This window comes from Candidatus Binataceae bacterium (genome assembly GCA_035508495.1).
Taxonomy (GTDB): domain Bacteria; phylum Desulfobacterota; class Binatia; order Binatales; family Binataceae; genus JASHPB01.
In genome coordinates this window covers 13558-37529 of the sequence record DATJMX010000025.1, presented here as the reverse complement: position 1 = coordinate 37529, position 23972 = coordinate 13558, and the positions used below count along the sequence as shown (strand labels likewise).

Here is a 23972-nt window from a genome sequence, read left to right as displayed (position 1 = left end):
GGCTTCGGCCCCTATGCCCTTTGCGGCTGCTCGAGCAGCTCCATATTCAGACACAACGACTGTAGTTCCTTGACCATGACGTTGAACGATTCCGGTAGTCCGGGCTCGAGCGTGTTCTCGCCCTTGACGATCGCCTCGTACATCCTGGTCCGTCCCGCCACGTCGTCGCTTTTAACTGTCAGCATCTCCTGGAGCGTGTAGGCGGCGCCGTAAGCTTCGAGAGCCCACACTTCCATTTCTCCCAGCCGCTGACCGCCGAACTGCGCCTTACCGCCCAGCGGCTGCTGGGTGACGAGGCTGTACGGGCCAGTCGAGCGGGCGTGGATCTTGTCCTCGACCAGGTGATGCAATTTCATCATGTACATCACGCCGACCGTGACCGGCTGCTCGAAAGAGAGTCCGGTGCGGCCGTCGTAGAGCGTCGCCTGTCCGCTCTCGGGCAGCTCGGCGCGCTTGAGCAACTGGAAAATTTCCTCTTCGCGCGCGCCGTCGAAAACGGGTGACGCGGTATGAACTCCCGCCAGCGCCTTTCCTGCGAGTTTGAACACGTCGGGATCAGGCAGGTCGTCGATGAACTCGTGGCTCTCCTTGTCCGGATAGACTTCCTTGAGCCGCTTCTTCATCTGGGTGACTGTCACGCCCGCCTTGAGATCACGCTCGATTATGCGGCCAAGCTCACGCGCCGCCCATCCGAGATGCGTCTCGAGGATCTGGCCGACGTTCATCCGCGAGGGCACGCCGAGCGGATTGAGCACGATGTCGACCGGCGTTCCGTCGGCCAGACACGGCATATCTTCCTCGGGCAGGATTCGTGAGAGCACGCCCTTGTTGCCATGCCGCCCCGCCATCTTGTCGCCAACCTGGAGGCGGCGCTTGATAGCGACAAACACCTTGATCATCTTGATAACGCCCGGTGCGAGCTCGTCGCCCGCCTTCAGGCGCTCGACCTTCTGGCCGTAGTAGCTCTGCACGGCCTCGACGTTGGAGGTCATCGCAGTGATCGCTTGCTGCGCTTCGGCCTGCGAGGTTTCGTTCTCGACGCGGACGAGACTCCACATCGTGGGCGTCAGGTTTTCGATATCTTCCGCGCTGATCGGATCGCCCTTGGCGAACAGCTGATGCCGATCGCTCGGGTCATCAGACATGATACGCGCGGCGAGCTTCTTGCCGCCCAGGATCCGCTTCAGCTTGCGCAGCGTTTCCTGGCGGATGATGCGGATTTCCTCGCCCTCGTCCTGCTTCAAGCGCTCGGCCTCGAGCACTTCGATTTCCTGCGTGCGCTCATCCTTGGCGACGCCGCGGCGCGAGAACACGCGCGCATCGATCACGGTGCCTTCGACGCCCGGCGGCACACGCAGACTGGTGTCGCGGACTTCGCCCGCTTTCTCGCCGAAGATCGCACGCAACAGCTTTTCTTCGGGGCTGAGCTGCGTCTCGCCTTTGGGCGTGATCTTGCCGACCAGGATATCGCCCGGTCGAACCTCGGCGCCGATTCGGATGATACCGCTGGTGTCGAGATCCTTGAGCGCTTCTTCGCCGACGTTCGGAATATCGCGCGTGATTTCTTCAGGCCCGAGCTTGGTGTCGCGCGCGATACATTCGAACTCCTCGATATGGACCGAAGTGAAGAGGTCTTCCTTGACGACGCGCTCGGAAATCAGGATCGAGTCTTCGAAGTTGTAACCGCCCCACGGCATGAACGCGACCAGCACGTTGCGGCCGAGCGCGAGCTCGCCCATGTCGGTCGAAGGACCGTCGGCCAGCACGTCGCCCGCCTTCACGCGCTCGCCTTTGACGACGATCGGGCGCTGGTTGATGCAGGTGTTCTGGTTAGAGCGCTGATACTTGATGAGGTTGTAGATATCAACGCCCGCATCGCGCAAATCCTTGCTCTGCTTGTCGGCGCGCACGACGATTCGCTCCGCATCGACGCTCTCAACCGTACCGTCGCGCCGCGCGACCACAGTGACGCCCGAGTCGCGGCCGACGGTGCCTTCGAGGCCGGTGCCGACCAGGGGTGCGTCGGTCTTGAGCAGCGGAACCGCCTGGCGCTGCATGTTCGATCCCATGAGCGCGCGGTTGGCGTCGTCGTTTTCGAGGAACGGGATAAGTGACGCCGCAACCGACACGAGCTGGTTGGGCGACACGTCCATGTATTGGACATCCTCGGCGCGCGCCATCGTGAACTCGCCGCCGATTCGCGCCGACACTTGCTCGGTCTGGAAGCGCCCGTGCGCATCGATCGGAGCGTTGGCCTGCGCGATGACCTTGTCTTCCTCGTCCAGCGCGGAGAGGTAGAGGATTCGATCGGTGACGCGGCTGTTTTCGACTTCGCGATATGGCGTCTCGATAAAGCCGAAATCGTTGACTCGCGCATACGTCGAGAGCGCCGCGATTAGTCCGATATTCGGACCCTCGGGCGTTTCAATCGGGCATACCCGGCCGTAATGCGTCGGATGAACGTCGCGGACTTCGAATCCCGCGCGCTCGCGCGTAAGACCTCCAGGTCCGAGTGCGGAGAGACGCCGCTTGTGCGCGATCTCCGACAGCGGATTGGTCTGGTCCATGAACTGCGAGAGCTGCGACGAGCCGAAAAATTCCTTGATAACGGCAGAGGCTGGCTTGTAGTTGACCAGCTCCTGCGGCATCAGGGTTTCGATGTCCTGCAGGCTCATCCGCTCTTTGATCGCGCGCTCCATGCGCACGAGGCCGATACGGAACTGGTTCTCGACCAGCTCGCCGACCGCACGCACGCGGCGATTCCCGAGATGGTCGATATCGTCGACCTGGCCGATACCATTCTTGAGATCCATCAGGTAGCGCACGACTTCGAGGATATCCTCGCGACGCAGCGTGCCCTGCTCGAGCGGAACGTCAACCTTGAGCTTGTGATTCAGCTTCAGGCGTCCGACGCGCGACAGGTCATAGCGCTCCGGATTGAAGAACAGGTTGTTGAAGAACGTGGTCGCCGTGTCCATCGTGGGCGGATCGCCCGGACGCAACCGACGATAGATTTCGAGCATCGCCTCTTCAGGCGTGCCGAGCTTATCCTGCGCGAGCGTCAGCCGCAGCGGTCCGCCACCGGGCAGGTCCTCGGTGAACAGGACTTCGACTTTCTTGACGCCGGCGGTCTTGAGCTTCTCGAGGGTCTCCTCGGTCAGCTCGTCGTTGACGGCGACCAGCACCTCGCCGGTGTTTGAATCGACGATATCGTGAGCCGACACGCGGCCTACCACTTCGTCGAGCGCCACCGGAACTTCATTGACCTTGGCCGCTTCGAGCGCGCGGACGATGGCCTTGTTGAACTTGCGGCCTTCACGCGCCAGCACGTCGCCGCTCTTGGGATCTTTCACATCGCGCGAAACGCGCGCGCCCAGAAGCTGTTCGGGGATAAACTGCTTGGCGTACTGCTGCTTGTCGAGAAGGATAACGTCCTTCTTGTAGTAATAGTTGAGAAGATCTTCGGTCGTCATCCCGAGCGCGCGCAGCAGCACCGTCGCCGGAAACTTGCGGCGGCGATCGATACGGACGTAGAGCACGTCGCGCGGATCGAATTCGAAATCGATCCAGCTTCCGCGGTATGGAATGACGCGGGCCGAGTAGAGCAGCTTGCCCGTGGAATGGGTGCGGCCCTTGTCGTGCTCGAAGAACACTCCGGGCGAGCGATGGAGCTGCGAGACGATGACGCGCTCGGTGCCGTTCACCATGAAGGTGCCGTTGCCGGTCATGAGCGGGATCTCGCCGAAGTAGACTTCCTGCTCCTTGACGTTCTTGATCTGGCGGCGGCCGCCTTCAACGTCCCAGATAACGAGCTGGATCTTCACCTTGATCGGCGCGGCGTAAGTCATGCCGCGCTGATGGCATTCTTCGACGTCGTACTTGGGCTGGCCGAGATCGTAGGCGACGAATTCGAGCGAGGCGGTCTCGTTGAAATCTTTAATCGGGAAAACCGACTTGAAGACTGCCTGCAGACCCGTGTCCTGCCGATCTTCGGCGGATACGCCGGCCTGCAGAAACTCGTCGTACGAGCGCTTCTGAATCTCGATAAGATTCGGGATCTCGATGATCTTCTTGATCTTGCCGAAACTGCGGCGGACACGAAGATTGCTCGTAACCTGCGTCTGAGCCATTACAAAACCTCGCTATGGCGTAGCAACGGATGCTGCCCGGCCATCGAGCGGTAAAAGCCGTGGGCGCAGGGATATCCCCCGCACCCGCGGCATCCTAAAAATTTTTCCATCTGAAGACCGCGCAACATCCAAGCGTGCCCGCGATCTTCGTCAGGGTAGTCGTACGCCAAAAAGACTCCTACTTCAGCTCCACACTGCCGCCCGCTTCTTCAATCTTCTTCTTGATATCCTCGGCCTCGGCCTTGGCGATTCCTTCCTTGACCGGCTTCGGCGCGCCATCGACGAGATCCTTGGCCTCTTTGAGACCAAGACCCGTGATTTCGCGGACGACCTTGATGACCTGGATCTTCTTGTCGCCCGAACCGGTGAGCACGACCGTAAATTCGGTCTGCTCAGCCGCGGCCGCTGGAGCCGCTGCACCCCCTGCGGGTGCCGCCGCGACGGCCATGGGAGCCGCGGCGGATACGCCGAGTTCCTCTTCGAGTTCTTTTACCAGAGCCGCCGCATCGAGCAGGCTCAGGTTCTTCAAGTAATCCTTAACCTGATCGCGGCTAAGCTGTGCTTCTGACATTTACCTTCTCTCCTCAGTCACCCGGGACGATGTGGGAGCGCCCCATGAGTATTGACGAAAACGTATTCAATCCATCCGCGGCCGCGAGCGCTCCGACACCCGCCGCGCGAATCAAAATCCATCTCTTACGATGCGGGCGTCTCCGCCGCAGGTTCCGCAGCAGCTTGCGCTGCAGCCGGCGCCTCGCCGCCGCCGTTCTTCTTGCCAATCGCGTCGATGAGCCGCGCGAGTGCCGTGCCGGGCTCGTTGAGCAGCCTGACCAGGTGTGTCGCCGGAGCCTGCAACAGCCCGAGCAACTGCGCCAGGATCACCTCACGCGGCGGCATCGTCGCCAGCGCCTGCACTTCTTCGACCGTGATCGCTTTGCCGCCCAGCACGCCGCCGCGCAGTTTCAGCTTGTCGCCGAACTCGCGCAGGTTGCTGAAGGTCTTGGCGAGCTCGACGGGATCGTCATAGCTGACGATAATCCCAACCTGGCCGCCGAGATTGGTGTCGAGCCCCTCGTAAGCCGTGCCCTTGATCGCACGCCGCACCAGAGTGTTCTTCGCCACGCGCATCTCGCCGCGCACCGCGCGAAAGCGCCGGCGGATCTCGGTCGATTCACCCGCGGTCATCCCGCGATACTCCGAAATGAGTGCGATACTGGCGCGGCCGAAACTATCGTTGAGCTTCTCGACCAGTGCCGTCTTGTCCTGCTTCTTCATCTGCCTTTACCGCCGATCAAGCCGCTGCCGCGACGACCTTGTTCGCCGAAGCCGGCTCGATGCGGACCCCGGGGCCCATCGTCGAGGACAGCGCGACGCTCTTGATGTAGTTGCCCTTGGCGCTCGCGGGCTTCGAGCGAATGATCGCCGTCAGGATCGCGCGCGCGTTGTCACCGAGCTTCTCGGTACCGAAGCTCATCTTGCCGATTCGCGCATGAACGACGCCGGCCTTGTCGACGCGATAGTCGACCTTACCGGCTTTGATCTCGCCGACCGCCTTGGCCACGTCGAAGGTAACGGTGCCGACCTTGGGATTCGGCATCAGGCCGCGAGGGCCCAGAATCTTACCGATACGGCCGACCTGCGCCATCATGTCAGGCGTCGCGATCACGCGATCGAAGTCGAGCCAGTTCTCTTCCTGGATCTTTTTGATGATCTCGTCGCCGCCGACAAAGTCAGCGCCCGCCTCTTTGGCTTCGCGCTCCTTCTCGCCCTTGGCGACCACGAGCACGCGCGCCACGCTGCCGGTGCCGTGAGGCAACACGACGGTGCCGCGGACGTTCTGATCAGCCTGACGTGGATCGACACCGAGGCGCACCGCGATCTCGATGGTCTCGTCGAACTTCGCGACCTTATTGTCGGCCACGATCTGGATCGCTTCTTCGAGGCCGTAATGCTTGTCGCGATCGATCTTCTTGGCCGCTTCGCTGTATTTCTTGCCTGCCATGTTGGCGGTTCCCCTAGTCGATTACGTCGATACCCATCGAGCGCGCCGTGCCCGAGACGGTCTTCACTGCAGCTGCGAGATCGGCGGCCGTCAGGTCCTTGATCTTGGTCTTGGCGATTTCCTCGACCTGGCTGCGCGAGACTTTGCCGACCTTGTTCTTGTTCGGCGTCGGCGAGCCCTTGTCGAGCCCGGCCGCTTTCAGAAGCAAGACCGACGCGGGCGGGCTCTTGGTGATGAAAGTGAACGATCGGTCGGCATAGACCGTGACGATCACCGGGATCACCAGACCCTGCATCGCTTGAGTCTGGGCGTTGAACGCCTTGCAGAACTCCATGATATTGACGCCGCGCTGGCCGAGCGCGGGCCCGACCGGAGGAGAGGGATTAGCCGCTCCGCCCGGGATTTGAAGCTTGATTGAACCGACTACCTTTTTCGCCACTTGCTTTCCGTTTCCTGCTCGCGAGGCTAAACGCCGCCTGCCGCGCCCGAAGTGCGGCGCACAAGCGGCCTTAGAGCTATCGCGTCTAGGCTTTCTCTACCTGCACAAAATCGAGTTCGACCGGCGTCGCGCGGCCGAAAATTGAGATCAGTACCCGCACCTTGCCCTTTTCGGGCTTCACTTCTTCGACCGTTCCGTTGAAATCCTGGAACGGACCGTCGACTACCTTGACCGATTCGCCAACCTCGAACAGCACCTTGGGCTTGGGGCGCAGCGCGCCCTCCTCCATCTGCTGCGTGATCTCGCGGACCTCGGATTCCGGCACTTCGGGCGGGTTGGTCGAATGCCCGACGAAGCCGGTGATCTTGGGCGTGTTCTTGATAACGTGCCAGGTTTCCTCGTCGAGCTGCATGTTGACGAAGATATAGCCCGGGAAGAACTTGCGATTGGAAATCTTGCGCTGGCCGCCCTTGCCGAGCTCCTGCACGCGTTCGACCGGCACCAGGACCTCGCCGATCTTCTCTTCCATGTGCAGCGAGCGCACCCGCTCCTCGAGCGCGGCCTTGGCCTTATGCTCGTAGCCCGAGTACGTGTGCACCACGTACCACTTCTTATTGGCGGGCGCGTTCGTTTGGATTGCCGCTTCGTCCATTCTAATTAGAGCGTCGCTCTCAAAAATGCTTTCAGCCGTTCGCCGGTCCTAGCCTAAAAGCTGGCGGACCGCGCGCACGGCAACGTAATCAATCAGGCCGAGCCACAGAGCCATTACGAACGTCAGTCCGACCACGACGACCGTGGCCTGCATGGTCTCCTTGGGCGACGGGTAGTGGACCTTCGAAAGCTCGATCCACGCTTCCTTCAAAAAGCTGATGCCCTGATTGAGGTAACTCTTTAGGCTATCCATTTTTCGCTCTCAAAGCAAGGGTTAGGCCACTTGTGGCGGGTCAGGCAGGATTCGAACCTGCAACCCTCGGATTTGGAGTCCGATGCTCTGCCAATTAGAGCTACTGGCCCTCCGCAGGCGGCCATCCGTGCCCTAAATCTTGCTTTCCTTGTGAACCGTATGGGTCCGGCAGCTCGGACAAAACTTTTTGATTGCAAACTTGTCCGTCTGCTTCTTCTTGTTTTTGCTGGTGGTGTAGTTGCGGCGTTTGCAGCCGTCGCACGCCAACCCGATTAAATCTCGCATCGTCTTACCTGATCATTGTAGCGCGCCGCTCGTCGCGACACGAAAGCTTCAAAGCCCACGACGGGATTCGAACCCGTGACCTCTTCCTTACCAAGGAAGTGCTCTACCGACTGAGCTACATGGGCATCGTTTTTCGTCGAGCCATTCTCGCGTCTCAGCCGGCTTGGTTTGGAGCGGGAAACGGGACTCGAACCCGCGACCCCGAGCTTGGAAGGCTCGCGCTCTACCAACTGAGCTATTCCCGCTCACCTCGCCGGTCAACCATCGCCAAATTGGTGGAGAGGGGAGGATTCGAACCTCCGTAGGCTATCGCCGGCAGATTTACAGTCTGCTCCCTTTGGCCACTCGGGTACCTCTCCGTGAACCAGGCCAATCTCGAGCCGTATCATTGCCGATGAAAGCCGATGGCGAGAATTGAACTCGCAACCTACTGATTACAAGTCAGTTGCTCTACCTTTGAGCTACATCGGCAAACGACGGTAAAGGGAGAAAGCTATCCGCAGCATACCAGACTGTCAAGCATGGCGCGATAAGGGGTGTATTTCTTGCATTATTTGCCCCCCGACGCGCCGTTCCGAGCGCTAGCCATGCCCTCCGCCGAGGATTCCGCCGAGCCATCCAGCGATCCGCGACAGCCGCTCCGGGAATGCCGCCCCGAGCAGCACCATGATCGGTATCAGGGCATGAGTCGCGATTTGCAGCACCAGCGTCGAGTTCCAGTTGAGCGCTCCCGGCGTCGTTCCTGAGATCAGGCTGAGAACCCGCTCCCGGTTCATCGACAGGAACATCCAGGTCGTCGAGCCAGCGCCGGCGATCACGAGCGCCCAGCCAAACCACAACAAGTCGTCGCCGTAGGGGAACGGATACGAGCTCGCCGCCATCAGCATCAGCAGCACCGCCAGCGTGGACGAGATCGCAAGCGTCCTCAGATGCGGGATCACGGCGCGCAGCAAATCGACGACCCGAGTCGCGACATATGCCTCCCCAAGGGCGACCAGCTCCTGCTCCTTGTCCCATGCCGCGTCGGCGCCCGGATCGATCTCGCGCCATCCGGGCTCGCAGATATAAGCGACCGCGCGGCTCATCGCACCCGCCTCGTGCTCGGCGTCGCGCCGCTTCCTTATCTCCTCGCGCCACTCGCCCTGCGCGTTGGCTTCAAGCGTCTTGCGAACACCGCGCTCCGTGTCAGAAATCGCGTCGCCGAGCCGCGCACGGCTCTCGCGCAGCCGCGATGCGACGGCGCCGGCCGCATGCTCATCACACGGATACTTTTCGATCGCGCGCGCGTAGTGGAGTCCAGCCTCGAGCGGCACCATCGTCGCGGTTGCCGAGAGCAGATCGATAGTTGACGCCTTCTCGCCCGGCATATCGCTGTACAGCCTGGCGTAGCCCTCACGGCTCGGATGCCAGTACATGCGATGCAGCAGGCGCCGCGTCGCGAGCCACAGCGCAACGAGCCGGAAGATCGCGCGCACGATACACAGGTAGGCGACCAACGACAGCGATAAATACATCCATTCGAGGAAGCCTCCATCGAGCGGCTCGTATTGCCACGAGCGCAGGACCAGGACGTAGAAGGCGGCCGTGGCGCCGGCAACGATCCACCAAACGAGCGAGCGCGTCAGCGGTCGCTCCAATGCAATCCGCACGCGCTGCTCGAGAGCTTCGACGCCCTCAAACGAATCGGTCTGAAAACCCAGGTACGGCGTCAGAAGCTGGTGCGTGTCCATCAGGACCCGCCGCCGAATTGCAGCGCCGAGCAGAATTAGCGCCGCGATCGAGGCCAGCAACACCGGCATCAGCGGCGACACGCCGTTGCCAAGATGCGTCGCGCGAAAGACCCGCATCTGCCAAATCGCCGCGTCGTTGCCCACCGACGTCGCGGGATAAGTGCCGGGCCAGCTGCCTTGCAAGAGGAGGTAGATCGCAAACGTGGCGAGCAATGCGAGTGCGATCCCGGCCGCCTCGAGCTGGTAGACGCGGCGGTCGCTGCGATGCTCGGGCAGCACCGCGCCGCCGGCATACTGGACGATTCCAGCCGGCAATCGATCAGGCCAGATAAGCGCGAGGCTCGCCATCAGGATCGCGAAGCCGACTCCGCCGACAATCACCGCAAATATCAGGATCGTCCAGGGCGTGATAAACGCATGTTGCGCACCCAAATCCTGCGCCGGCGGACCCTCGATGGTGTAGCCCTGCGTATCGGCGACATCGACCGCCGCGATCGGCCACATTCCGTTGCGCCCGACAACGCTTATCCAGAGCGGCGGCTTGTTCGAGCGCCCCGGCAATCCGTAATCCACCATCGCCGCGGCGGCGCCGAGCTGGGCCAGGGTTGCGTTGTAGATGCCCTCGGCCTCATCGGACGGAAATTGGATGGGGCGGCGCGTGGTACCTGCGGCCGGGTGCCAGAACTGATCTTCGATGAACAGCGGATAGGGCGACGCGACTAGCATCCCGCGCAACGTCGGGTTGAACTCGCTGTGCAGATACAGGAGATGCGAGTTAAGGGCGATTATCTTCGCGTTGGGATTCGCGGCGCGCACCTGCTGCGCGAGGTAGATCGAATCCTGCACGTCCGTGGCCGCGATCACGACGTAATGGACTTGCGGCTCCTTAAGCGCGATCAACAGCTCCTGGAGGATCAGATCGATCACGGCGGGGGTCGAGCTCGAGTAAAGCGGCACCACGTCGCGGCGGCTTTCCGCGGGACTCACGAGCAGCAGATCCTGATGACCGATCCCCGGAATACTCGCGCTCGCGGCCTCGGCCTGCTGCTCCTGGGCGGCGGCGTTTTCGAGCTCCGCGACATGGATCGGAAAGCCAAGGTAGGTCATCCCGTGATGCGGTTTCGAGCTCGCCTCCTTGCGCTGCCGCAATCCCTCGCCGAAGCTCGTGCCCTCCTCGCTCAGCAAGGCAAATTCGCCGGGCCGGGCCTCGAACGCGTTCATCAGGGTGTTGATTTCGGATTCACTTGGCAACGTCGTGGCGTGAAATGAGACTCCCGGTATGCTCGTGAAGTCTTGCGCCTTGACGGCGCTCGCGCTGCCCGAAACGATATCGATCCGATCGAGACCGCAGGCCTTGAGTACGGCGCTCGCGTCGGTGATCGCAAGCTGAAGCGATTCGGCTGAGCCCGAATACGTCGGCCCCATGATTTTGACGGAACCCGAGTTGAATCCGCCGCCATCCGGCCGCGGCGGAAACTCCTCGCGGAGCGCGCACATCTGCGCTGCCGTGAGGCTCATCGCGGTTTTATGAATCCCCGCGGTGGGAGTCTCGCCGATCAGGAAAAGCAGCAGCAGCGAGCGGCCGCTCTTGTCGCGAAACAGCATGAGACCCGGCTCGCGCTCCGGATTCCGCTTGATGCCACCGCCCGAATTGCTGTCGTCATCGCCAAGGCCAGTCTTAACGCGGCTCTCGGATGAATCGCTCGTCGCAGACGGAACCCAAGGCAAATCAAAACGATCGGGCAGAAAGCCCGCCATACCGGCCGCGCGCTGAATCGAATCGATCGAGTTATCGAAATCGCTGCGCAGCCCCGACTCAACCGGATCGGGAACAATTGCGACCAGCGTATTGATCGAATAATTGCCGGCCCGGGCATCCTGATACGCCGCGCATCCCGGTGCATCGCCGCCACAAAGATATTCGTTGACCTCAGCCAGCCCAGAATGCTCCGGCGCGGAGGACGCCGCCTGAGCGCGAGTCGCTGAAATGGCCGCTGCCGGGTTAGCAGAGGTCGACGCCGCGCGTCCCGGCGAGACCGCGAACGTCCCGCCGAGTATCGCGGCTATGCATAAGAACAATAAACTGGGTCGCTGTCCCTCCATGCAATTCCGCGACGCTCTTATAAGCCGCGGACCTAAGTAAGTACACCTCAACGATCCATGTGAACTAGCGGAACGCGATTCATCGCGACCACGAATAGCGCATCCACCTGGTCGCCGGCGCCACCGCGGATGCATTTTGAACAAGGCTAGTCGCCAGAGCCGCTTGCAAATCACTTGTGCTGGAATATTCCCGACGTCCAGGCGAAGATCGCCGAGAGCTGCTGAGGAAACGAAACGCCCAGCAGAAATAGGATCGGAAGCGCTGCGTAGATCGTGACCTGGAAGATAAAGGTCGACGTGAAATCGATTCCCCCAGGTGTAGTACCGCAAATCAGACTGATCACGCGGTCACGATTAACCGAAACGAAAAACCAGATCACAATGGAAACTGCGGCACCGCCGGCAACCCAGGCATACGTCAGAAGCAGATCTTCCGCCGGTAATGGGTAGCTGCTGAGGCTCAGCAGTACCAACAGAAACGCGGCCGCGATGCCAAATGTCAAAATCTCGAACTGCGGCATGATCTGGCGGAGCAGATCGACTACCCGACTAGCGATGTACACATTCGCTCGATCAAGTAGATTTTTTTCGGGTTGGCTGGGGCGTGCTGCCGTCTCCCTCCAGGCGGGCTCAAATCTCGCTACAATGAGGTTGGAAATCCACGCCATCACCACTTCCGTCGATGCCCGAGCCCAGGTCTCTGACCTCCAGTCGTTCTCCGACTCAAAATTCCTCGCACCGGCAACGAGTGAATCGGCCACGGCGATCGCGGCTTCCAGATTCACATCATCGAATTCACTTCCTATGGTTCGAGCCTGTTCGAGCCCAAATTGCAACGGAGTTCCGGTGGGCGCCAGACGGAATATATTAACTCGCGCGTTCTTGCCCGCGGGCAAACGCTCGCGGAACTTCCGATAGCCGTCTCGGCTCGGATGCCAATACATCAATCTCAGCAGCTCTCGGGTGTAATACCATGCCGAGACAATCCGCGTCGTAAAGATACCGATACCGAAAACAACCATCGCCGACAATATTAAGTATAGCCACAGAAATGGCTTTTCATAGGGAATCCACGTCACCTTCCACACCCACATGGATACATAACCCACAGCCGCCAAACACGGTCCGTACCAATTCGCGGAAAAACAGTTTATCGCCTTGCGAACGTCCTCCTCGCGCTGCCGCACTCCTGAGAATGATTCGGCTGCAAACCACAAACATCGTGGTTTCAAAGGGCGTGATTCACCAATACTGTTGCGCCAGAGTGATGCGCCTATCAGGGCAAGCAACGCCGCAAAAGCATAGATTAGCGCCCGCATTTGGGATGCGCCGCTAGAAAGATAAATTGCTCGCACACTAGTGAGCAGAGCGATATCGCTGGCAGTTCCAAGAGTTCCTCCGGCCACAAACACGTAGCCAAAGAGCCCAATGGCCGTAAGCCAAGGCAAAAGTCGAAGGAACTTCGGTACCGGCTTTAGACGGAGCCGACTATACGCCACACCCGATGCTGCTAACCCGACGAACGAGACGGCCAGACTAATCCACCAGATGCAATGCGAACACAGGTTGGAGCTGATTCTGAATAGCTGTTCTAAGACGGTCGGAACCGTTGAGTACGCCGCCATAAATATATACGCCAAAGTCGAGACTATATTCAGCGCAAAAATATAATCCGAATGCCGCTTCTGATTGCTTGCAAATGCGGGCTCGCCAAACAACTGATCGAGCGTCTTCGGTAACGGCAGCCAACCCAGACGAATGGAATATAGCCAGAGCATCAGGTTAAGAACGGTGATAATCCCAAACACCACCAGGAAATTCCCGGGCCACCAGAGAAGAGGCCAGTTTGTATTTTTCGTCGCGCTGCATCGCTTTATCAAATCTTCGGTACGGCTCGACTGCTGCGCGTAGACGGGCCAGAAATCGTCCTGACCTACAACCTCTATCCAGGCTGGTGGTGCTGAATACTCCTGCTGGAAAGGAAATCCATAGTCGAGAAGCTCGGGCTCTCCGTTCTCCGAAAACAGGACCGTCAGTGCATTGTAGATGCCTTCGGCGCTATCGGAGGGAAACAACGCAGTTGTTGTTTCACCCGAGTGTGGGGCCGACCACAGTTGGTTGAAGCTGTTTAACGGGTACGAAGTGGCAATAAGCATGCCCCGAAGGTCGGGATTGTAATCGGGGTGGAGCAGTCGGATGTCAGCTCCTGTAGTCGCGAGCCTAACCTGCGGTAACGTGCTGTGTATCCGCTGCGCCAGGAAAATAGTGTCCGCCACATCAGTGGCTACTATCACGACAGTCCTGATATGGGCGCGATCGAGCGTGCGAAGGGTTTCATCCAGTTCGAGCTGGATTGAAGCCGCCTCGTCCTTTGAAAACGGCGGTATCAAATCCTTCCTATTCGTTACTTCGGTAGCCAAGGAAAGATGTTGTCCTTCCAGTGGAGCACTGTGTGGAAGGTATTGATCTGCGCTGGCGCCCGTTTTTTCCAACTCTGCGTGGAGGGCGGAGATATGTAGCGGAAAAGTCAGATACAGGGCTCGCGGGTACCTTTTTTCTTTGGACGGATTCGTTCCAAACGAAGTACTTCCCTCACTCAAGAAGGCAACGGTTTTACCGTCCCCAGTTCCCAGGTACTTCATCAAGGCGTCTTCCAAATCGTCCTCTCGGAGTGTGGTGGTTCGAAACGTCGATCCGTGCTTGCTTAGCTCCAACCCGAAATTATCAAGGTTATCTCCGGATGCTGCTCCTGAAATCAGGAAGAATGGCTTTTGGTCGGCATTTTGCTCAAGTGAGATTTCAAACGAGCGTGCAGATCCCGAATATACGGGACCGACAATAGAAATGTGACTGCGACAGCGCCCAAGTAATTGATTCGCCTCATTGATCGCGAGACTCAACGCTCGTTTGTGAATCCCGCTGGTAGGAGTTTCGCCGACCAGAAGTACAAACAACAATTTGTGTTCGGGCTCTCGTTTACGAAAGAGAATCACGCCAGGCTTTTCCCGATAGAGCGGTAGCTCGCCACAGTCCTGTCTGGAATCGGGCGCCAGAAGAGCCAGCACTTTATTTTCCAGGGCGTCTGCGCATTTGCTCGGTTGCTCGGCATCACTGCCAGCCGCTGACCAAGGCAAATAGTATGACTCAAGCAGATATCCTGCCGATGCGGCGGCCTGAAGAGTCGCATCGATGAGGTCGTCAAACTCCAACCCAAGTCCCGTGTCGACGGGGTCTGGAACGGCGAGGATTACCGCCTGCGCATCGTATCCTTTGCTGCTGAGTAGACTTCCGACCTTGTCAGGATGACCACAGTCAGGAGCTTTTTTCTCGTCATGACAATCGAAATACTTCTGAATAAGGCAATAGGGACTTCCATCCTGGGTTTCGGATGGCGATGACTTTCCGGACAAGCCCAAGCTCGACGATGTTGCCGCGCTAGTGGCGGAAGGCGTCGTAGCGCGACTCGGCAGTAGAGTCAGATATCCGCCGAGAAATAGCGCCAAAATAACCCAGATGCCCCGGTTCGGCGAAGTTTCCATTCAATGCAATGCTGGCCAACACCTGAATGGTGCGCGCCCACGACGGAATAAAGTCGCAGTTTACGCTTGAAAAAAATTCAGCGTCCGGGCTGGGCTCGCGACCGAGCCATGGTTGCGAGTCTCTGCTTGGCCATCCCTCCCTTGTGTGTGGCGTGATTTGTCCACCCACCTGGCCGTCAAGTTGATTAACTAAATGTCGTAGAAATGTACAGAGGCCAGCCGCTTCCGAGTTGCGGTTACGTATTCGCAGACGAGGTGCGGCGGCGGGAAATTTCGTACAGCGCTAGTGCTGACGCTACTGACACATTTAGTGAGCCGACTCTGCCGCGCATTGGGATGCTTACTATGAAGTCGGAGTTTTTGCGGACTATGTCGCGGATGCCGCTGCCCTCGGAGCCTACTACGACTACCAGTTTGCGCGTGGTGTCGAGATTGTAAATCGAGGTCTCGCCGCCGGGGGCTAAGGCGGCTATCCAGTAACCTGCTTCTTTGAATTCTTCGAGGGTGCGGGCGACGTTGCCGCAGCGCGCGATTTTGAGGTGGATCCATGCGCCCGCCGACGACTTCACCGCCGCGGGCGTGATGCCTACCGTGCGATCTTTCGCGAGCACGATCGCGTTTACACCGGCGCCTTCGGCTGAGCGCATCAGGGCGCCCAGGTTGCGCGGGTCGGTGACGCCGTCCACCAGCACGAGGGGATCCGCCTGCGCGGCGATCAGGTCCTCGACCGCGGCGTACTCGAACTCGCGCATCATCGCGGCGATGCCCTGGTGACGCGCCTCGGTGCCCGCGATTTGCGCAAGGCGCTCGGCCTCGACCATCTCGATGCGTCCGCCCGCTGCTCTCACGCGCTCGATCTGCTCGGCGAAGCGCCGTTCCTCGTCGCGCCGCACGAAGAGTGCGCGAACCACCTGCGGCGCCGCCGCGATCAGCTCGCGAATCGGCTCCACGCCGTATACCAGCTCGCGATCGATGCCCGCACTGCCGCGCTCATCGAGCGGTCGATGCGCCGGCGTGCGCTCGTCACGCCTGGGTGGCCGATCGTCCTTCTGATGGCGCCTGAAATCTTTCATCGCCAGGATCGTATCAGACTTGTGCGCCTCAGACTTGAGCGAGCGCGCCGCTACGTTCCAATCGCTGTGCCGAGCATCTACACTGTCACGAAGTGAGCTGCTTGAAGAGTCGCGATGAGACTGCTGCCTAAAATCACGATTCCCGGCTTTGCGATCATCGATCGCTACGTCGCGCGCGAGGTGCTGGCGCCGTTTGCGGTCGGCGTCGGCTTGCTGACCTTCGCGCTCGTCACCGCGCGCCTCTTGAAGCTCACCGAAATGGTCGTGAATCACGGCGTGTCGGTTGGTGACGTGCTGGGACTTATCGGCTACATCATGCCGGCCTTTCTCGAGATGACCTTTCCGATGGCGGTGCTGCTGGGCGTCCTGCTCGGATTCGGGCGGATGTCCGGCGACCAGGAGATGACCGCGGCGCGGGCCTGCGGCGTGAGCCTCTATCGTCTGGCGATCCCGGTGCTCGCGGTCGCGCTGGTCGTCTATGCGATCTCGAGCTGGTTTGCGTTCTCGCTGAGGCCGTGGGCCAATTCAAATCTCACGCACAAACTCTTCGAGCTGTCCGAGACCACGAGCACCGCGGGCCTCAAGGAAAAGATCTTCAACGCGAATTTCCCGGGCCTCGTCGTCTATGTCGATGAAATGTCGTCGGAAAATCAGATGCTCAAGGGCGTGATGATTTCCGATTCGCGCGACCCCAAGCAGCAGAACACGATCATCGCGCGCAGCGGAATCATCGTCCCCGCCAGCCAGGGCGTAGTCACGCTGCGCCTGTTCGACGGTTCGATCTATGGCGTTGAGCCCAAGTCCGAGTCGAGCCATATCACAAGCTTCCGCATTTATGATCTGAGCGTGCAGCCAATGGAGTCCATGGGCGTGCGCGCGCAGGATCCCGAGGAGTTGCCCTACGCCGCGCTGGTTGCGCAGATTCGCAAGGCACGCGAAGAGGGCAAGCCCGATTACGAGGCCGAGACCGAGCTTGCGGGCAAGTATACGATCCCATTCGCGACAATGCTGTTTGCGATTATCGGAATTCCCCTGGGCCTCAAGCCCGCGCGCGGCGGCCATTCGGAGCGGTTCGGCGTCGCGGTCGGACTGTTCTTCATTTACTACTCACTGATGCGCGTGGGCGAGACGCTCGCGCAGCGCGGCAAGCTCAACGCGTTCGTCGCGATGAGCCTGCCCGATATCGCGTTTGTAATTCTCGCCATATGGCTCTTCACGCGCGCCGCGAGCGATCGCGGCGACCAGGGCCGCGGTCCCGGCGACTTCATCTGGGATCTGGTCGAACGCTACGAACGGGGCCGCGCGGCAGCATGAACCTGCGTCCCCGCCTTTCGCCAGTTATCGATCGGTTCCTGGCCGGCCAGTTCTTCGGCCCATTCCTTGTCTGCCTGGCGGCCTTTACTTCCGCGTACCTGCTCGGTGACATGTTCGATCGCTTCGACGATTTGATTCATTACGGAGGTCTCGGGCTCCTCGGTCTCGAATACTTCGCGCTCAAGTTGCCGCTGATCGTGTCGCAGGTGTTGCCGGTCGCGAGCCTCGCCGGAGTGTTGCTCGGCTTTGCGATTCTGAATCGCTCGGGCGAAGTGCTGGCCTGCCAGCAACTCGGCGTGAGCCGCCTCGAGATGGCGGTGCCGGTGCTGTTCGTGGCGATCCTGATCTCGGGGTTCAACTTTGTATTGAGTGAGACCATCGTTCCCGCCGCGACGCGGGAGGCGAAATATCTCTACGACGTGCAGCTGAAGAAGCGCAAGCTCAAGGCCGTTTTCGCGGCGCATCGAATCTGGGTGCGCGCGCACGACGGTTTCGTATCGGCGGACAGTTACGACAGCCGCCATCAGCAGCTCTTCGGCATCACGCGCTATTCGCTCGGCAAGGATTTCGGCCTCCACGCGATCGAGCGCGCGACGAGTGCAAGCTGGAACGGCCGGCAATGGATCCCCGACAATATGCGCACCTATCAGCTGGTGGGCAGCGATGTGACGCGCGGCGAAAATCACCGCCTCGATCTCGGCCTCGCGCCCGCGGATTTCAGCTTGCTCAAGCTGGACCCGGAGGAATTCAGTCTCTGGGAACTGAACCGCTATATCCAGGATTTGCGCAGCAAGGGCCTCGACCCGGGCGGCTATATTGTCGATCGCGATCTGAAATACGCGATGCCGCTGGCATGCCTGATCATGGTCGCGCTCGGGATGGTGCTGAGCCTCGACCCGCTGCCGCGCCATCTGAGTCTCGGCCGGAGCTTCGGCCTCGCGATCGTGATCGGCTTCGGCTATTGGCTCGCGCTCGGAATTACGTCGTCGTTCGGGCGCTCGGGTCTGCTCCAGCCATGGGTCGCGGCGTGGATACCGAACGTGATGTTCTCGATGATCGCCGTGTCGATTTTTCTTTTCGGCGAAGAGCACTGATTGGCGCACCGCCCGCGCCGCGCATAGCATCGAGATTGTGGCCGTACTCGACGCCATCCTCATCCCGTCGCTTACTGCGGCGGACCTGCTCGGACTCGAGCTTCACTTCATGGAGCGCGTCGCGAGCCGGGCAGCGAATCCTGTCATGCTGGTGTATGCGCTGGCGGGCCGCGCCATCTCGATCGGCAGACATCATCTCTACGACGGTCCGGCCGAATGCGACGGAATCACCCTGACGCGGCGGCTGACTGGCGGACGAATCGTCGGCGCGGGCGAAGGATGGATCGGCGTCGCCTTGATACTGCCGCATCTCACCGCCTTGTTGCCGGAGCGCGACGCGCGCATCAAACCCGATCAAGTCATTAATCGCTACGCACGTGGACTGCTCGCGGCGCTGGACGCTCTCAAATTGAAATGTTTCTACCCCGGTCGCGACGCGGTAACCTTGGATCGGCGTGAACTCGCGATGTGTAGCTTCGAGACCGATAGCAACGGCGCGTTGCTGTTCGAAGCGTCGCTGGCGCTAAGCCGCGGCATGCACGATCTGGTGCTCGATCTCGAGCATGCCGACCCGGACGGCCGGCTTGCGTGTGCGATGTACGATTCAGAAAATTCCACGACGCTCGCGCGCGAACTGAATCGCGAGCCTGGGTTCAGCGAGATCGCCGATGCGTTAATGGCCGGTTATCGGGCGCAGCATGGCGCAATCGACGCGCGCGATCTCACCGCGGACGAAACCAAGCGTGGCCGCGATCGCGGCGCGACGTTGATGGAATCGGGATGGCTGCAGCGTCGATTGGGCAGCGAATTCAAACTTGCCTCGCGAATGACTGCCCAACTCGGTGCAATCGAAACTCGCATCGCCCTGCGCGACAACCAGACCATCGATCATCTGATGCTTGCGGGCGACTTCATCGCCAACTCACCCGGTCTAACCGCGCTCGACCGCGAGCTCCGCGGCGCATGCCTCGACTTTCCAACGATGTCGCGCGCGGTAGTTAAGACGTTTGCGGGCCGCGACAACTACTTCCTTGGCATTGGCGACTTGTCGAATCTCGTGCAACTGATAGTGAAGGCCGCATGAGAGACGGTATCGACATCGGGATTGATTCGCTCGCCGACGCGCTGGGCGATCCCGCGCGCACACTCGACGCGCTGATGCACCTTGCCGAAAACGGCGACGTACAGCTCTCGCCGCGCGCGCTTGACGCTCTCGCGCGATGCCTCGGGGCCGAGAGCAAAGCGATTCAGCGCCGCGCCGCAGACGCCTTCGCTGCGATCGCGCTACATGACAATCGCGCGCAGCTCAAGCTGCGCGAGGTGCTCGATAGCAGCGACCTGCGCGCGCGATGGCCCGCGGCCTACGCGCTCGCGCGGCTCGGCGCCGGAGAGCATGCGCATCATGCGGCGGACGCGCTCTTCGCCGCGCTCGCAAACGATGACGGCGATGTCAGATGGGCCGCGTCGGGTCTCGTGCTGCTTCTCGGCGAAGCGAATCGTGAGACGGTGATCGGCCGCCTGCTGACACTGGCACACGATGATAATGCGGTCGCGCGCCGGATGGCCCTCTATTGTTTGCGCGATCTCCGCGCGAGCGGTCCCGCCGTGCTCGAAGCGATCGAGTCCGCCAGCCGCGCCGGCTCGCATCATCTACGACTCGCCGCGCTGGCGGCACTCGTGCGGCTTGAAAACTCGCGCGAGGCGGCGGCCGAAATTGCCCTGCGATGTCTCGAATCAGATCCCGATCCCGGTGTGCGGCGCGCGGCGGCCGCAACCCTCGGCACGATTGCCAATTCTTCGCCGCGGATGCGCGCGGCGCTCGAGCGCGCCGCCTCAACTGAAGGCGACGAATCGATGCAGCGTGCGGCACGCTCGGCGCTCACGCGGATGGAGCAGCGCTGATGGCCGAGCAGCCGCCCCTGCAGTTCGAACCGCGCGTTGCGTCATTTCTGACTGCGGCGCGCGTTGGTCATCTGGCGACCGCCGATGCCGAAGGCACGCCGCATAACGTGCCGCTCTGCTTCTGGTTCGACGGCACGCGCTTTTACTTCGCGATCGACGAGAAGCCCAAATCGAAAGAGGGCCTGGCGCTCAAGCGCATGCGCAATATCGCGGCGAATCCGCGCGTCGCGCTCGTGGTCGATCACTACGAGGAAGATTGGACACAGCTCGGCTATGTGCTGATTCGCGGCACGGCGCGGGTGGTTGACGATCCGCAGGAGTACATGCTCGCGCTGCGATATCTGCGCGACAAGTATGTGCAGTATCGGGCGATGACGATGGTGCCTGAGAAGAATCCGATCGTGAGGATCGATCCTATGCATGTGCACGCATGGGGTGCGCGGTTCCGCGCGCAACAGACATGATGCGGCTCGCCGAAATCGCCGCCGCTCTTTTCGATGCGCAGCTCGACGGATGGCTCTTCTACGACTTTCGCCTGAGCGATCCGCTCGCCTACCGGATTCTGCAACTCGCCACCGAAGGAACCACAACGCGTCGATGGTTTTGCTACGTGCCGGCCACCGGTGAGCCGGTTGCGATCGTTTCCGCGGTCGAAGCGCATCGCCTGGATGCCTTGCCGGCGCGCAAGATGGTCTACCGATCCCACGACGAGCTGAGCTCGGCGCTCGCCGGCGTCCTGAAAGGTGCACGCCGAATCGCGATGAACTACTCGCCCGCGGCCGCGATTCCGTATGTCTCGCGCGTCGATGCCGGCACGGTTGAACTCGTGCGCAGCTTCGGCGTCGAAGTTGTTTCGGCGGCGGACCTGGTTCAGCGCTTCGAGGCAACGCTGACACCCGCGCAACTCGAGAGCCATCATCGCGCCGCGCGCGGCCTGCGTATCATCGTCGATGAAACTTTCTCCGAACTCGCGGGCCGGATCGTTTCCGGCGAGCCCGCCAGCGAATGTTCGATCCAGGCGTTCGTAATGGAACGTATCGCAGCGCACGGGATGATTGCACATGAACCACCGATCGTGGCCGTCAACGAGCATAGCGCTGATCCTCATTTTGGTCCGGCGCCCGGCAACGATCGCGAGATCGGGCGCGGCGACTTCGTGCTTCTCGATTTGTGGGCGAAAGAGTCAGGTGCGGATTCGATTTACGCCGACTTCACCTGGACGGCGTTCGCCGGCGAGCGCGTTCCCGACGAGCATGGGCGAATATTCGACATCGTGGCGCGCGCCCGCGACGCGGCAATTGCACTGGTGCAAAGCAAAGTTGCGGCAGGCGAAATCGTAAGTGGTCGCGAAGCCGATCGCGCTTCGCGCAGCGTCATCGAGGCGGCCGGTTTCGGCGCGCAGTTCGTTCATCGCACGGGCCATTCGATTGGCCGCGAGGTCCACGGCACAGGGGCCAATCTCGATTCGCTTGAGACTCTCGACGATCGCCGCCTTATCGAGAGCACGTGCTTCTCCGTCGAGCCGGGCATCTACCTGCCGGGAAAATTCGGGGTCCGCAGCGAGCTCGACATGACGATCGAAGGCGGCCGGGCGCTCATCAGCGGTGAGCCGCGGCAACGCGCGATCGTCGCGCTGTTCGCGGCCAAGGTTTAGTCGTGATTCGCGCCGTTTTGTTCGATCTCGACGGTACTCTGGTCGATACCGAGCCGCTTCACTTCGAGGCGTTCAGCGAGATTCTTGGCAACGCCGGCGCGCCGATCGCACGTGACGCGTACTTTACGCGCTTCATCGGGCTGAACGATCACGACTGTTTCGCTGCCGTACTGCGCGAGCACGGCAAGCCCGCAGATGAGGCCCGCATCGCCGGGGACATCAAGCGCAAGAGCGGGCTCTACCTGGCGATGCTCGCGGGGCGCAATGTCTTTTTCCCCGGCGCCGCCGACTTCGTCCGCCGATGCCACGCGCGGTTTCCCTTGATGCTGGTGACGGGCACGCTGCGCCACGAAGCCGAGACCATCCTGCGCAGCGCAGACCTGCGCGCTTTGTTCCTCGACATAATCGCCGCGGAAGACGTCGCACGCGGCAAGCCTGATCCCGACGGGTTCAACCTCGCGCTCGGCCGAATCGGATTCCTGCTGCGCCAGCGCGATCCGGTGCTACCAAACGAATGTCTGGTCGTCGAGGACACTGCCGCCGGAATCGAGGCCGCGCATCGCGCGGGCATGCTCGTGCTCGCGGTGATGCACACCGCTTCGGCCGCGGTTCTCGGCGCGGCAGACTTCGTGCGGCCGTCGTTCGATCAAACCGATCTCGACGAAGTCCTGCGCGCCGTCGCGCAGATGCACTCGACCTAGGTCGGGGCGCGTCTTAATTACAGCGCTTGCAGAAACGCGACGAGGTCCGCTTTATCCTGCGCGGTGAGCCTGATCGAAAATCGCGTGTCACAGAAATTTACAACGCCGCTCAGACCCCCCAGGACCGATCTCAGCTACTAACTTTATGACGTCGTATGTTCCAGAGAGGCGACTTGAAATGTTAATAGATGCGCACGTATTGGGCGTTCGTTCTTCGCATTTCGCGCGCCATCGACGGTTGCGGAGTCACGCCGTGTGCTACGATTCGGCGGCGAATCTGGAAATTTGCTGGTGATAAGGATGCAGGCGAGGCTCTACCAGTTTCTCGGCAGTCCGTTCTGCGCGAAAGCGCGCAAGATCCTTGAATTTAAGGGCGTCGAATTCGAAATCGTCGAAGTCGATTACCTCGAGCGCAAGGAGCTGCTGCTCGCGACGGGACAAATGATGGTTCCCGCGCTGACTCTGGCTGACGGCGAGACAATTATCGATTCGGCGAAGATTGCCGCGCGCCTCGAAGCGCTCTATCCCGAGCCGACGATCATGCCGCCAGGATGGGCCGGGCTCCATCGCGTGCTCGCGGATTACATCGACAATCATCTCGAGGAATCGATCTACCCGGTCGCACTTGCCGATGAGCGCGAATATTACACGCGGCAGGGAATCGATCGCGGCGCGATGTGGACCTTCATCCGCGAGCGCAAATACGGCAGGGGCTTCGTCGATCGCATGATCGCTGACGACCGAGCGAATTGGGCGCGCGTGAACCAGGCGCTGGCGCCGTTCGAGGCGCAGCTCGAGGGCAAGGCGTTCCTTACCGGGCGCATCGGGCTGGCTGACTTTTGCTTATACGGCCAGTTGTTCTATCTCGCCTTCACGGGTGAGCTGAAGATTCCCGCGACACTGCCGAACCTGCGCGCCTACTTCGGCCGGATCGATCGGATCTCGTCGCAGCTCGAAAGCGGCAGCGCCTGAAAGCTCGCGCGCGCAACAAAGAGATTATCCAAGCTACTTAAAAGTTCGCGCTTTGCGCTTCGACGGTCTTGGGCTATAGTTCGCCGCGCCAGACCACGACAGAAGGGAGTAAAAACGGACAGTCTGGCGG

The 23972-nt window shown here is 60.8% G+C and carries 19 protein-coding genes and 5 tRNA genes; 8 read left to right on the top strand and 16 right to left on the bottom strand.

Translation table 11 applies throughout. The annotated features are described in order from the left end of the window. Positions 1-11 precede the first annotated feature (11 nt). The 16 genes from rpoB to rlmB form a co-directional block, all read right to left on the bottom strand. Complete coding sequence (rpoB, locus tag VMA09_08765) at positions 12-4130, bottom strand: DNA-directed RNA polymerase subunit beta (protein ID HUA33680.1); 4119 nt, start codon at positions 4128-4130, stop codon at positions 12-14. Between the two features lie 178 nt (positions 4131-4308). Then, entirely contained in the window at positions 4309-4701 is a 393-nt protein-coding gene (rplL, locus tag VMA09_08760; protein ID HUA33679.1) for a 50S ribosomal protein L7/L12, read from the bottom strand. Positions 4702-4826: 125 nt separating this feature from the next. Next, positions 4827-5405: a 50S ribosomal protein L10 gene (gene rplJ / locus VMA09_08755; GenBank protein HUA33678.1), complete on the bottom strand. Its 579-nt coding sequence runs from the start codon at positions 5403-5405 to the stop codon at positions 4827-4829. Between the two features lie 16 nt (positions 5406-5421). Next, on the bottom strand, positions 5422-6132 hold the full coding sequence (gene rplA, locus VMA09_08750; GenBank protein HUA33677.1) for a 50S ribosomal protein L1: 711 nt from the start codon (positions 6130-6132) through the stop codon (positions 5422-5424). 13 nt (positions 6133-6145) lie between these two features. After that, a complete protein-coding gene (gene rplK / locus VMA09_08745) occupies positions 6146-6571 on the bottom strand; it encodes a 50S ribosomal protein L11 (GenBank protein HUA33676.1) in 426 nt (141 codons plus the stop codon). A gap of 85 nt (positions 6572-6656) precedes the next feature. Beyond that, positions 6657-7223, bottom strand: a complete 567-nt coding sequence (gene nusG, locus VMA09_08740; protein HUA33675.1) for a transcription termination/antitermination protein NusG — start codon at positions 7221-7223, stop codon at positions 6657-6659. 48 nt (positions 7224-7271) lie between these two features. Then, the gene (gene secE, locus VMA09_08735; GenBank protein ID HUA33674.1) at positions 7272-7475 is read right to left on the bottom strand and encodes a preprotein translocase subunit SecE; all 204 of its coding nucleotides are present in this window, start codon (positions 7473-7475) and stop codon (positions 7272-7274) included. Positions 7476-7508: 33 nt separating this feature from the next. Beyond that, positions 7509-7585: transfer RNA gene (locus VMA09_08730), tRNA-Trp, on the bottom strand. 22 nt (positions 7586-7607) lie between these two features. After that, positions 7608-7760 (bottom strand): 50S ribosomal protein L33, encoded by a 153-nt coding sequence (gene rpmG / locus VMA09_08725; protein HUA33673.1) that lies wholly within the window; start codon positions 7758-7760, stop codon positions 7608-7610. Between the two features lie 52 nt (positions 7761-7812). Beyond that, positions 7813-7885, bottom strand: a tRNA-Thr gene (locus VMA09_08720). Between the two features lie 44 nt (positions 7886-7929). Next, a tRNA-Gly gene (locus tag VMA09_08715) sits at positions 7930-8005 on the bottom strand. 28 nt (positions 8006-8033) lie between these two features. After that, a tRNA-Tyr gene (locus tag VMA09_08710) sits at positions 8034-8119 on the bottom strand. A 40-nt stretch (positions 8120-8159) separates the two neighbouring features. Further along, positions 8160-8231 (bottom strand) — tRNA-Thr (locus VMA09_08705). Between the two features lie 110 nt (positions 8232-8341). Beyond that, complete coding sequence (locus tag VMA09_08700) at positions 8342-11593, bottom strand: hypothetical protein (protein HUA33672.1); 3252 nt, start codon at positions 11591-11593, stop codon at positions 8342-8344. A gap of 170 nt (positions 11594-11763) precedes the next feature. Continuing rightward, the gene (locus VMA09_08695; protein ID HUA33671.1) at positions 11764-15132 is read right to left on the bottom strand and encodes a hypothetical protein; all 3369 of its coding nucleotides are present in this window, start codon (positions 15130-15132) and stop codon (positions 11764-11766) included. 236 nt (positions 15133-15368) lie between these two features. Next, positions 15369-16205, bottom strand: a complete 837-nt coding sequence (gene rlmB / locus VMA09_08690; protein HUA33670.1) for a 23S rRNA (guanosine(2251)-2'-O)-methyltransferase RlmB — start codon at positions 16203-16205, stop codon at positions 15369-15371. Positions 16206-16319: 114 nt separating this feature from the next. Between rlmB and lptF the strand changes: the two genes are divergently transcribed. From lptF to VMA09_08650, 8 genes are all read left to right on the top strand, one after another. Then, positions 16320-17519 carry an LPS export ABC transporter permease LptF gene (gene lptF, locus VMA09_08685; GenBank protein HUA33669.1) on the top strand — a complete coding sequence of 400 codons (1200 nt, stop codon included), beginning with the start codon at positions 16320-16322 and terminating at the stop codon, positions 17517-17519. Beyond that, entirely contained in the window at positions 17516-18613 is a 1098-nt protein-coding gene (lptG, locus tag VMA09_08680; GenBank protein HUA33668.1) for an LPS export ABC transporter permease LptG, read from the top strand. Before lptF ends, lptG begins: the two co-directional genes overlap by 4 nt. Positions 18614-18650: 37 nt before the next feature. Further along, positions 18651-19697 carry a hypothetical protein gene (locus VMA09_08675; GenBank protein ID HUA33667.1) on the top strand — a complete coding sequence of 349 codons (1047 nt, stop codon included), beginning with the start codon at positions 18651-18653 and terminating at the stop codon, positions 19695-19697. Then, entirely contained in the window at positions 19694-20515 is an 822-nt protein-coding gene (locus VMA09_08670; GenBank protein HUA33666.1) for a HEAT repeat domain-containing protein, read from the top strand. Before VMA09_08675 ends, VMA09_08670 begins: the two co-directional genes overlap by 4 nt. Next, the gene (locus VMA09_08665; GenBank protein ID HUA33665.1) at positions 20515-20979 is read left to right on the top strand and encodes a TIGR03668 family PPOX class F420-dependent oxidoreductase; all 465 of its coding nucleotides are present in this window, start codon (positions 20515-20517) and stop codon (positions 20977-20979) included. The genes VMA09_08670 and VMA09_08665 overlap by 1 nt, the downstream gene beginning before the upstream one ends. Then, positions 20979-22169, top strand: coding sequence for a Xaa-Pro peptidase family protein (locus VMA09_08660; GenBank protein ID HUA33664.1), 1191 nt, complete (start codon positions 20979-20981; stop codon positions 22167-22169). The genes VMA09_08665 and VMA09_08660 overlap by 1 nt, the downstream gene beginning before the upstream one ends. A 2-nt stretch (positions 22170-22171) precedes the next feature. Then, complete coding sequence (locus VMA09_08655) at positions 22172-22870, top strand: HAD family phosphatase (protein ID HUA33663.1); 699 nt, start codon at positions 22172-22174, stop codon at positions 22868-22870. 300 nt (positions 22871-23170) lie between these two features. After that, positions 23171-23842: a glutathione S-transferase family protein gene (locus VMA09_08650; GenBank protein ID HUA33662.1), complete on the top strand. Its 672-nt coding sequence runs from the start codon at positions 23171-23173 to the stop codon at positions 23840-23842. The last annotated feature ends 130 nt before the right edge of the window (positions 23843-23972 follow it).

What these genes read in the sequence shown, in the direction of transcription:
- rpoB (HUA33680.1), bottom strand. Translation starts at nt 4,130, where the DNA reads ATGGCTCAGACGCAGGTTACGAGCAATCTTCGTGTCCGCCGCAGTTTC.
- rplL (HUA33679.1), bottom strand. Translation starts at nt 4,701, where the DNA reads ATGTCAGAAGCACAGCTTAGCCGCGATCAGGTTAAGGATTACTTGAAG.
- rplJ (HUA33678.1), bottom strand. Translation starts at nt 5,405, where the DNA reads ATGAAGAAGCAGGACAAGACGGCACTGGTCGAGAAGCTCAACGATAGT.
- rplA (HUA33677.1), bottom strand. Translation starts at nt 6,132, where the DNA reads ATGGCAGGCAAGAAATACAGCGAAGCGGCCAAGAAGATCGATCGCGAC.
- nusG (HUA33675.1), bottom strand. Translation starts at nt 7,223, where the DNA reads ATGGACGAAGCGGCAATCCAAACGAACGCGCCCGCCAATAAGAAGTGG.
- secE (HUA33674.1), bottom strand. Translation starts at nt 7,475, where the DNA reads ATGGATAGCCTAAAGAGTTACCTCAATCAGGGCATCAGCTTTTTGAAG.
- rpmG (HUA33673.1), bottom strand. Translation starts at nt 7,760, where the DNA reads ATGCGAGATTTAATCGGGTTGGCGTGCGACGGCTGCAAACGCCGCAAC.
- VMA09_08700 (HUA33672.1), bottom strand. Translation starts at nt 11,593, where the DNA reads ATGGAGGGACAGCGACCCAGTTTATTGTTCTTATGCATAGCCGCGATA.
- VMA09_08695 (HUA33671.1), bottom strand. Translation starts at nt 15,132, where the DNA reads ATGGAAACTTCGCCGAACCGGGGCATCTGGGTTATTTTGGCGCTATTT.
- rlmB (HUA33670.1), bottom strand. Translation starts at nt 16,205, where the DNA reads ATGAAAGATTTCAGGCGCCATCAGAAGGACGATCGGCCACCCAGGCGT.
- lptF (HUA33669.1), top strand. Translation starts at nt 16,320, where the DNA reads ATGAGACTGCTGCCTAAAATCACGATTCCCGGCTTTGCGATCATCGAT.
- lptG (HUA33668.1), top strand. Translation starts at nt 17,516, where the DNA reads ATGAACCTGCGTCCCCGCCTTTCGCCAGTTATCGATCGGTTCCTGGCC.
- VMA09_08670 (HUA33666.1), top strand. Translation starts at nt 19,694, where the DNA reads ATGAGAGACGGTATCGACATCGGGATTGATTCGCTCGCCGACGCGCTG.
- VMA09_08665 (HUA33665.1), top strand. Translation starts at nt 20,515, where the DNA reads ATGGCCGAGCAGCCGCCCCTGCAGTTCGAACCGCGCGTTGCGTCATTT.
- VMA09_08660 (HUA33664.1), top strand. Translation starts at nt 20,979, where the DNA reads ATGCGGCTCGCCGAAATCGCCGCCGCTCTTTTCGATGCGCAGCTCGAC.
- VMA09_08650 (HUA33662.1), top strand. Translation starts at nt 23,171, where the DNA reads ATGCAGGCGAGGCTCTACCAGTTTCTCGGCAGTCCGTTCTGCGCGAAA.